The sequence below is a fragment of the Candidatus Pelagibacter communis genome (genome assembly GCF_001180165.1).
GTDB classification, from domain to species: Bacteria; Pseudomonadota; Alphaproteobacteria; order Pelagibacterales; family Pelagibacteraceae; genus Pelagibacter; species Pelagibacter ubique_P.
In genome coordinates, this window is record NZ_CVSQ01000053.1 from 1 (window position 1) to 7,393 (window position 7,393).

A 7,393-nucleotide genomic window follows, 5' to 3' on the forward strand; every position below is an offset into this window, starting at 1 on the left:
AGTCTTGTAGCATCAGCTTTAGGTGCTTGGATTTTATTTGGTCCAGTAGCGGCTGCAACATGGGGTGGAGTAGGCGCTGTTATTGGTTATGCATTAGGCACAGCTTTTCCAATGATTTTCTTAATTTATTTTGGAAAAAAAATTAGAAATGAGTTTCCAAAAGGATCTTCTTTAGTTGAGTTTATGAGAAAGAAATTTGGCAAAAGTCTTTTTAAGCTAATTTTGTTAATGACAATCTTTTACATGTTCATTTTTCTTTGCGCAGAAGTAACGGCAGTTGCTGTATTAATTAATTATATATCAGGAACAGAATTATGGATTACAGCATTAATAGTTTTGGCAGCTACCTTAAGTTACACTCTTTATGGAGGATTAAGAGCCTCAATATTTACTGATAATATTCAAATGATTGTAATTGGTGTTTTATTATTTATTTTGATTTCAATTATTAGTTCATCTTCAGGAGATAATTTTTCTTTTTCTTTAATTAATGAGAAAAACCCTCAACTAATTAGTTCAAATTATGTTCCAGGATATACCGCTGGATTAACTTTCTTTATAGCAGTTGCAGCAACTAATTTATTTCATCAAGGAAATTGGCAAAGAGTATATGCAGCAAAAGATTATCAAACATTAAAAAGTGGTTTGATAATTTCTTTTTTTATTATTGTTCCAATAGTTTTCTTAATGGGTTTTATTGGAATGGTTTCATTTTCAATGGATCCATCTGTTAGACCTGATTTAGGATTTTTTAGTTTATTATTAAAAGATCAAACAGAAATTTTATCTTTATTAATCATTATACTTGGTCTTGCATTAACAATTTCTACTGTTGATACTTTGGTTAATGCTATTTCTAGTTTATTTGTAGTTGATGGCAAAGCAACTTTTAATTTAGATAAAAAAACTGATTACTTAAAAATATCTAAATATTTCATTTTAATTTTATCCATAATTGCATTTGGTGTTGCTTCAAAAGGATTTGATATTTTATATTTATTTTTACTTGCAGATTTATTTTGTTGTGCGTTTGTAGTGACTGTTTTTTATAGCTTCTATAATAAAGTGGATGAAAAAACCGCTTATGTTTCAATTATAATTGGTTTAGTTGCTGGTTTTTTAATGTTTCCATTTCCAGATTTTTCTAAAAGTCTATTAGTGGGAGTATTTTTGTCTAAAGACCTGTTTTCACCATTTATAGCTCAATCTTTATTATTTTTATCTTTTTTGATTGCAATTTTCTTGCCTGCAATAATTTTAAAAATTAAATTTAGATAGAGGATTTTAAAGCATCATAAATAAGTTCTTTAGTGGTCTCACCAATGCTTCTGTAAACTTCTTTATTATCTTTGAAAATTAAAAGTGTTGTTTGATATTGAACATTAAAAAATTGGGCAATTTCTTTTTTTGTTACATCAAAAGCAAAGTATTCGATATTATCAAAATCATTTTTTGCTTTTTCAAGAACTTTCATTTGGCTTGCACAAGAAGTGCAATATTTAATCCAAGAACTAATCACCACAACTTTTCCTTCTGATATAGCTTTATCAAATAACTCTTTACTATAAGTGGTTTCTTTTCCAATTGCTTTGGTGCTAAATGATAATACAAAACAGATAAATACTAAAAATTTTTTCATTAACACAAAATTAAGGTAAATTTTAATTTATTGTAATACTATAAATTGTCTCTATATATGCCTAACTACATGTCAAACGATCAAATAATCATAAATAACCTGTCAAAAGTGTATGACAATGGTTTTGAGGCATTAAAAAAAATAAACCTAAATATTAAAAAGGGTGAAATTTTTGCAATGCTAGGACCAAATGGTGCAGGAAAAACTACGCTTATAAGTATTATTTGCGGGATAGTAAGACCATCTTCAGGGAAAGTTACAGTAGATGAATTTGATATTATTGATGATTATAGAGAAACAAGATCTAGAATTGGATTAGTTCCTCAAGAGTTAACTTTAGAGCAATTTGAAACTGTATTTAATAATGTTTCATATTCTAGAGGTTTGTACGGGAAAAAACCTGATCCAAAACATATTGAGAAAGTTTTAAAAGATCTAAGTCTATGGGATAAAAAAGATTTAAGGCTTAGACAATTATCTGGGGGAATGAAAAGAAGAGTTTTGATTGCAAAAGCATTATCTCATGAACCAACCATTTTATTTTTAGATGAACCAACTGCTGGTGTTGATGTTGAGTTGAGGCAGGATATGTGGAAAGTTGTTGAGAGTTTAAGAAAAACTGGTGTTACAATAATTTTAACAACACATTATATAGAAGAAGCAGAAGCTATTGCAGATAGAGTAGGAGTAATCAATCAAGGAGAAATTATAGTGGTTGATGAAACAAAAGAATTGTTAAAAAAAATGGGACATAAGAAACTTACTGTAGACCTTCAAAATGAAATTACTGAAATACCAGATAGTTTAAGTAAATATAATCTTGAAATTGGTGAAGATAAAAAATCAGTAAATTATACTTATAATGTTAGAGCTAAAAGCACAGGTATTACTAATTTGCTTCAAGATTTAAAAGATGCGAATTTAAAATTACAGGATTTAAAAACAGAACAAACAACATTAGAGAAAATATTTGTTTCTTTAGTAAAGGAGAATAATGAAGTTTAATTTTCAAGCATTTAGTGCAATTTATCTTCATGAGATGGATCGGTTTAAAAGAACTTTAATGCAGTCTCTTTTTTCTCCAGTTTTATCTACCTCCTTATACTTCATAGTATTTGGTTCAGTAATTGGAGGATATGTTGAAAATATTGATGGAATTAGTTACGGATCTTACATCGTTCCAGGTTTATTAATGCTTACATTGCTTACGCAATCTATTAGTAATACTTCTTTTGGAATATTTTTTCCTAAGTTCAATGGTACAATTTATGAAATTTTAGCAGCACCAATTTCTACTTTTGAAATTGTTCTAGCTTTTGTTGGAGCAGGAGCAACTAAAACTCTTATTGTAGGTGTTGTAATATTTATCACTTCAACATTTTTTGTAGAGGTCAACGTCATGTATCCATTATTAATGATTTTTTTATTAGTATTGGTTGCATTTACATTTGCATTATTTGGTTTCTTAATAGGTTTAATGAGTTCTAATTTCGAACAGATGTCTATCATTCCGACCTTAGTTATTACACCAATGGTATTTTTAGGTGGTAGCTTGTACTCATTAGATATGCTGCCAGAATTTTGGCAGACAGTTACTTATTTCAATCCAGTAGTTTATTTAATTAATGGCCTTAGATTTGCTTTTTATGGAGTATCGGACTTTAATATTTGGGTAAGTATAATTTCTATGGTTGTATTTTTGGTTGCTTGTGTAACAGTTGTGACAGTATTACTTAAAAAAGGTTACAATATTAAATCCTAGCTACTAGCTATTTTCTTTTTAGGATCATAAAAAGGTTTTTCTACAATAGTAGCAGAATATTTTCCTTCATGAGTTTGAACATCTAATTGATTTCCTAATTCTGAATAATTTATTTCTATTATTGCAAGTGCAATATTTTTTTTTAATCTAGGAGAATATACAGCTGAAGTTACTTTACCAATTTTTTTGCCATTTTTTTCAATTGGCCAAAAAGTTGTGTTAGGTCCTGATAAAGGATTACAATCTATTATAAGTCCGACTTGTTTTCTCTTTATTCCATTTTGCTTAATTTTTTTTAGAGCTTCTTTACCTATAAAGTCTATATCAGTTTCTAAATTAACTAATCGCTCTAATCCTAATTCAAATGGATTAGTATGAATGTCAGCATCTGCATGATATGAAAGCATACCACCTTCAATTCTTCTTATAGACGACGTATGACCTGGTTGAATTCCATGTTCTTTACCAGCAGCCATAATTTTTTCATATAATTCATTTCCTTTTGAACCATCTCTTAAATATATTTCGTAACCAAGTTCACTTGACCAACCTGTTCTTGAAACAATTAATGGAATTCCATCAAGTTGATATTCTCTTAGCCAATAATATTTAAGATCTCTGATATCTTCACCAAATAGTTTGACCATTATTTCTTGTGAGGTAGGGCCTTGTAACTGTAAAGGGGATACATCTGGTTCAGATATTTTAACATCTAAACCTGAATTAACCGCAAGACCTTGTGCCCATAACAAAACATCACTATCTGCCAAGGATAACCAAAAATGATTTTCTGCTAATCTAAGTAAAACTGGATCGTTTAATATGCCTCCATCGTTATTTACGATTAATACATATTTACACTGTCCTATTGATAATTTTGAAAGGTCTCTAGGAGTTAATAATTGAGTAAATTTGTAGGCATCAGAACCAGTTATTTCAACCTGCCTTTCAACCGCCACATCACATAAAATTGATTTTTCAATAAGGTTCCAAAAGTTTTGTTCAGGATTTCCAAAGTCTCTTGGAATATACATATGATTATATACAGAAAAACCTGTAGCTCCCCATTTAACAGTAGAGTCAAAATATGGAGACTTTCTTATTTGTGTTCCAAAACCAAAGTTTTTATTAGACATTTGTGACCCTTAACAGTCTTGGTATGAATTACAAACAAAAAAAATAGCCCTGTTAAGGGCTACTAAAAAAAATGGAGAGGGAAATTATTTTTTTAAAACTGTTCTGACTCAGTTGATCCAGCCATTGCTGTAGTTGAGCTTTGACCACTACTGATAGTATTTGATACTGCATCAAAATAAGATGTACCAACTTCTCTTTGGTGTTTAACACTAGTATAACCATCTTTTTCTCGAGCAAATTCTTGTTGTTGAATTCTAGAGTATGCAGCCATACCTTCTTTTCTATATTTTTCAGCAAGTTCAAAGATTGCAATATTTTGAGTATGAAAACCAGCAAGAGTAATAAATTGAAATTTATAACCCATTTTTGCAATTTCTTGTTGGAATGAAGCAATTTCATCATCGCTCAAATGTTTTTTCCAATTAAAAGAAGGTGAACAATTATAAGCTAAAAGTTTTCCAGGAAATTTTTCATGTATAGCGTCAGCAAACTTTTTAGCTTCTGCTAAATTAGGCGTTGCTGTTTCACACCAAATTAAATCAGCATAAGGTGCATAAGCTAAACCTCTAGAGATAGCTTGTTCAATTCCATCTTTTACATAATGAAAACCTTCAGGAGATCTTTCACCAGTTAAAAATGGTTTATCATTTTCATCAAAATCATTCGTAATTAGTTTTGCAGCATTCGCATCAGTTCTAGCTAAAATAATTAATGGAACCTCAGCAATATCAGCAGCTAATCTTGCAGCTTTAAGATTTTTTACCATTGTTCCTGTTGGAACTAAAACTTTACCACCCATGTGACCACATTTTTTTTCACTAGCTAGTTGGTCTTCAAAGTGCACACCTGCGGCACCTGCTCTTATAAATTTTTTAGTTAATTCAAACACATTTAATGGACCACCAAATCCAGCTTCACCATCAGCAATAATAGGCAACATGTAATCTGTTCTATCTTCTTTTTTCATATCACCGTCTTGCATTTCCATATGTTGAATTTGATCAGCTCTGATTAAAGAATTATTCATAGACTCAACTAATTTTGGTGCACTGTCATAAGGATATAAAGATTGATCTGGATACATTTCGCCAGCTGTATTTGCATCGGCAGCAACTTGCCATCCACTTAAATAAATTGCTTTTAAACCAGCTTTTGCATGTTGTACTGCTTGATTACCTGACAAAGACCCAAGTGTGTTCACGTATGGCTCAGAATTTAATAATTTCCAAAGTTTTTGAGATTGGTTTTTACACAAAGAATATTCAATTTTAATTGAGCCTCTTAATCTTTCTACTTCTTCCTCCGTATAGTCTCTTTTTATTCCAGCAAATCTTTTTAAGTCGTATGAGATTTTTTCTGCACTCATTTTTTAGTTTCCTTTGTGTTTTAATTTAGAAAATTGAATAAGAAGAATGAATTAGTTGCTATCGTCTAAGGCTTTGATTAGCTCACTCATCCCACTTGAACCCCAATCACAATGATCATCTCTCATGTAGATTCCTCTACTGTTGTGTTGATCTAAGTCCTCTTTTTTGATGATTTGAGCTTCATTTTCTGTGTTTTTTAAATTTTTATCCATGTAAATTATATATTTTACAGAATTTACAAAATCTATAAAAAACGTTAAAAAGCTTTGTAAATAAGGAAAAAATATTGTAAAAATAAATTTACAAAATTTACAAATAGTAAATATGAGTCAAATAGATTTAAAAATAGGGCCAAAAATCAAGTCTTTTAGAAGACAGCTTGGTCTTCAAGCAAACAAATTAGCAGAAGATTTAAACATTTCACCAAGTTATTTAAATCTTATTGAAAGTGGAAAAAGAAAAATTGATGGTGATCTACTATTAAACTTATGTGAAAGATTAAATATTCAGTTATCAGATCTTACTTCAAAAACAGATATTAATCTTCAAAATACAATCTCTGAAATTTTAGATGATAGTTTATTTGAGGATTTAGATATTTTAGGACCTGAAGTAAAAGATTTAGTTAGTACTAATCCAAAAATTGGAAAAGCAATTGTAAGACTTGGAGATATTTTAAAAAAAAAAGATCACGAACTAATTAATAAGATTGAAAAAATTTCTGGTAAAATTGTTGATAATAGAAAAAATTCTTTTCCAGGAGAAGTTATTTCAGACTTTTTACAAGAAAATAAAAATTACTTTCCTAAGTTAGAAGAATTTGCCAATAAAGTATTTGATAAAATTCAAAAAAATAATCGTACAAGATACATAGCTTTATGTGAATATTTATATTCGGAATATTCAATTACTGTAAAAGATGTTATTCCTGATGAAAGCAAACCATTTTCAAAAATTTATAATAAAAATAAAAAAGAGTTGTTACTTAGTGATTACAGTTCACTAGAAACAAAAAAATTACATGCAGCTGCACAAATAGCACAAGAAGGTGCAAATAAAGAAATTGATGACTATCTTTCTAAATTTAGTTTTCCATCTGAGGAGTCAAAAAAGTTAACTAAAGTTGCTTTATTAAATTATTGTGGAGCAGCTATTTTAATGCCTTATAAATTATTTCATTCTGAGTGTAAAAAGCTAAAATATGATTTAGAGTTACTTCAAAATACTTTTGCAACATCTTTTGAACAAGTGGCTCACAGAGTAACTTGTCTTCAAGACCCAAAACTTCCTGGAATTCCTTTTCATTTTTTAAGAGTTGATATGGCAGGTAACATTTCTAAAAGATTTTCTTTATCAGGTATAGATATCCCAAGATATGGCGGTGCTTGCCCACGATGGAATGTTTATTCTGCTTTTACTAGACCAGGGATTATTCAAGCAGCTGTAAGTAAAATGAATAATGGAGAAAAATACGTTTGTATTGCAAGA

Annotated in this window: 8 protein-coding genes; 4 read left to right on the forward strand and 4 right to left on the reverse strand. The window is 29.5% G+C overall.

Features of this window, described 5'->3' with window-relative positions; genetic code table 11:
* Window positions 1-1,278 (forward strand): sodium:solute symporter family transporter (locus AMN88_RS03320; RefSeq protein WP_082254622.1); only part of this gene is annotated, 1,278 nt, incomplete at its 5' end.
* Here the strand turns inward: AMN88_RS03320 and AMN88_RS03325 are convergent.
* Window positions 1,271-1,639, reverse strand: a complete 369-nt coding sequence (locus AMN88_RS03325) for a thioredoxin family protein (protein WP_075536415.1) — start codon at window positions 1,637-1,639, stop codon at window positions 1,271-1,273. The two genes, AMN88_RS03320 and AMN88_RS03325, sit on opposite strands and share 8 nt — an antisense overlap.
* A 69-nt stretch (window positions 1,640-1,708) precedes the next feature.
* Here AMN88_RS03325 and AMN88_RS03330 point away from each other — a divergent pair, with 69 nt between their 5' ends.
* Both AMN88_RS03330 and AMN88_RS03335 read left to right on the forward strand, forming a co-directional pair.
* Window positions 1,709-2,644, forward strand: coding sequence for an ABC transporter ATP-binding protein (locus AMN88_RS03330; RefSeq protein WP_075536416.1), 936 nt, complete (start codon window positions 1,709-1,711; stop codon window positions 2,642-2,644).
* On the forward strand, window positions 2,634-3,401 hold the full coding sequence (locus AMN88_RS03335) for an ABC transporter permease (RefSeq protein WP_075536417.1): 768 nt from the start codon (window positions 2,634-2,636) through the stop codon (window positions 3,399-3,401). The genes AMN88_RS03330 and AMN88_RS03335 overlap by 11 nt, the downstream gene beginning before the upstream one ends.
* Here AMN88_RS03335 and AMN88_RS03340 read toward each other — a convergent pair.
* The 3 genes from AMN88_RS03340 to AMN88_RS04600 all read right to left on the reverse strand — a co-directional run bounded on the left by AMN88_RS03340 (window position 3,398) and on the right by AMN88_RS04600 (window position 6,117).
* Window positions 3,398-4,537 (reverse strand): glycine cleavage T C-terminal barrel domain-containing protein, encoded by a 1,140-nt coding sequence (locus AMN88_RS03340; RefSeq protein ID WP_075536418.1) that lies wholly within the window; start codon window positions 4,535-4,537, stop codon window positions 3,398-3,400. The genes AMN88_RS03335 and AMN88_RS03340 overlap by 4 nt on opposite strands.
* A gap of 92 nt (window positions 4,538-4,629) precedes the next feature.
* Window positions 4,630-5,904: an isocitrate lyase gene (aceA, locus tag AMN88_RS03345; RefSeq protein ID WP_075536419.1), complete on the reverse strand. Its 1,275-nt coding sequence runs from the start codon at window positions 5,902-5,904 to the stop codon at window positions 4,630-4,632.
* 51 nt (window positions 5,905-5,955) lie between these two features.
* Window positions 5,956-6,117 (reverse strand): hypothetical protein, encoded by a 162-nt coding sequence (locus tag AMN88_RS04600; protein WP_023854007.1) that lies wholly within the window; start codon window positions 6,115-6,117, stop codon window positions 5,956-5,958.
* Window positions 6,118-6,229: 112 nt separating this feature from the next.
* Between AMN88_RS04600 and AMN88_RS03350 the strand changes: the two genes are divergently transcribed.
* Window positions 6,230-7,393, forward strand: a 1,164-nt coding sequence (locus tag AMN88_RS03350) for a helix-turn-helix domain-containing protein (protein ID WP_075536420.1), incomplete at its 3' end; no start/stop codon positions are given.

Coding starts and splice junctions, on each gene's coding strand:
- AMN88_RS03335 (WP_075536417.1), top strand. CDS start 2,634: ATGAAGTTTAATTTTCAAGCATTTAGTGCAATTTATCTTCATGAGATG.
- AMN88_RS03340 (WP_075536418.1), bottom strand. CDS start 4,537: ATGTCTAATAAAAACTTTGGTTTTGGAACACAAATAAGAAAGTCTCCA.
- aceA (WP_075536419.1), bottom strand. CDS start 5,904: ATGAGTGCAGAAAAAATCTCATACGACTTAAAAAGATTTGCTGGAATA.
- AMN88_RS03325 (WP_075536415.1), bottom strand. CDS start 1,639: ATGAAAAAATTTTTAGTATTTATCTGTTTTGTATTATCATTTAGCACC.
- AMN88_RS03330 (WP_075536416.1), top strand. CDS start 1,709: ATGTCAAACGATCAAATAATCATAAATAACCTGTCAAAAGTGTATGAC.
- AMN88_RS04600 (WP_023854007.1), bottom strand. CDS start 6,117: ATGGATAAAAATTTAAAAAACACAGAAAATGAAGCTCAAATCATCAAA.